Genomic DNA, 1,629 nt, shown 5'->3' with positions numbered 1-1,629 from the left:
GGATACAGGATATGAAGAAAATTTTTGCACATTTCTTTATCCATTTAATATCGGCAGTATCCTCCCCTTTCTTTTTTCTGAGGAATAACAAAACCAGCAAAACCACAGCGAAGGCATAATAAACTACTTCGCTTGGAAAGCAAACTGAATATACAGCAGTTAACAAAAAGTATACGTTGTTCCTTTTGAAAAAGAAAACCGCGAAAAACCACAGTATAGGTATTAAAATTTTATTATAATCACCTGTTGCAAAAATTACTGTGCCAATAAATAAATGGATAAAAAATGGCTTTATAATATCTTTTATAACGAGCCTCTCAGGGCCGCCGTTAATAAAATTAACATCCACAGAATCTTCCCTATCCAACACATTTCTCATTAGCATACTTAATGGCTTTTTGGCTTTCTTTGTGATAAGCCGAATTCAAACTTAAAGGTAAAATAGTTAACAAAATAAACAAGTACGGATAGGTAGTTCTTTAACGGCAGTATTTTATATTTAACTGATTTGCGCAAAAATAAATTAACATCTTTAACGTATCCGTTTATTGCTGCATATAAGGCCATATCCCTGTATTGCCTTGCTAAAAAGTAGGAATAGTCTGGGTGGTCCACAATTTTTTTAAATAAAGACACCTTCTCTAAATACTGGTCATTACTGATCTTTAATGAATCAAAACCAGGTATATTGTGTCCATTTATACGAAGCAAAGGTTTTTCTACAAATCCGAATTTGTAATTAACTATTATAGCAATAAAAAATAAATAATCCTGAAACCTGTTAAGGTCCTCGTCCCAAAGGCCGCTCTCTTTTATTACAGATTTACGAATCAATAATGTTGAGCTTGCTCCTAAAGGGCACTTTTTAGTTAAAAAAGGTGATATTAAATCTCCATCGTTCCCTGCTGTGTACAACACACCATCAGTTTCCCAACCGCAATAGCATCCCGCCCATGAATTGTCCAGACTATCCATCTTTGACACTTGTTCAGCAAGTTTTTCAGGGAACCAGGTATCATCATCGTCAAGAAATGCTATAAATTCTCCATTTGAGTGCAGGATCCCTGTATTTCTTGCACCATTGCCCCCTTTTTTACGCTCATTTTTTAAATACTTTATCCGGGGATCTTTTAAGGTTCCCAGGAGCGCGCTAATGGTCTCGTGATCATCCTTGTTATCATTAACAACCACTATTTCAAAATCCTTATAGGTTTGTTGCAGTACKCTGTTTACAGCACTTAAAAGCTGGTCTGGACGTTTATATGTAGGAATTACAACACTTACCATAGTTATTCATTAAAAAATTATCGGGGTTTACCTAATTTTTAAATTTAATTTATTCTCTGTTTGCAGTTTTCCCTAACTGCAGTCTAAACGATTCTGTAGCCGTAAGCACCCTTAGGTAATAGTGTAATCCAAAAACCTGAACTTTTCCGCTAAGGTTAAGATCTTCCTTGTTAATCCGGCCTATATCCTTCACCGGCGGCCTCAACATTTTGATAAAATCCCATAATACCTGAACCTTTGACCTGTTATTTGCAGTTATTTTTGAGATCCCGGATATTCTTTTCGCCTTTTTTGTAAGTTCCTTTACCTCTGAACGGGCCGGATGGTTAACTATTACATTAT

Annotated in this window: 3 protein-coding genes; all 3 read right to left on the bottom strand. The window is 35.5% G+C overall.

The genetic code is table 11. The features are described from left to right. Positions 1-385, bottom strand: a 385-nt coding sequence (locus AC1DRQ_RS31370) for a hypothetical protein (protein WP_477430036.1), incomplete at its 3' end; no start/stop codon positions are given. Between the two features lie 2 nt (positions 386-387). Beyond that, positions 388-1,287, bottom strand: coding sequence for a glycosyltransferase family 2 protein (locus AC1DRQ_RS31365; protein ID WP_477430034.1), 900 nt, complete (start codon positions 1,285-1,287; stop codon positions 388-390). Positions 1,288-1,336: 49 nt separating this feature from the next. Next, a partial coding sequence (locus AC1DRQ_RS31360) for a hypothetical protein (protein ID WP_477430032.1) occupies positions 1,337-1,629 on the bottom strand: 293 nt, incomplete at its 5' end.

The organism is Mucilaginibacter sp. P4_E8 (assembly GCF_056401495.1).
The sequence above is the reverse complement of the archived record's forward strand: the minus strand, read 5'-3'. Positions and strand labels throughout refer to the sequence as shown.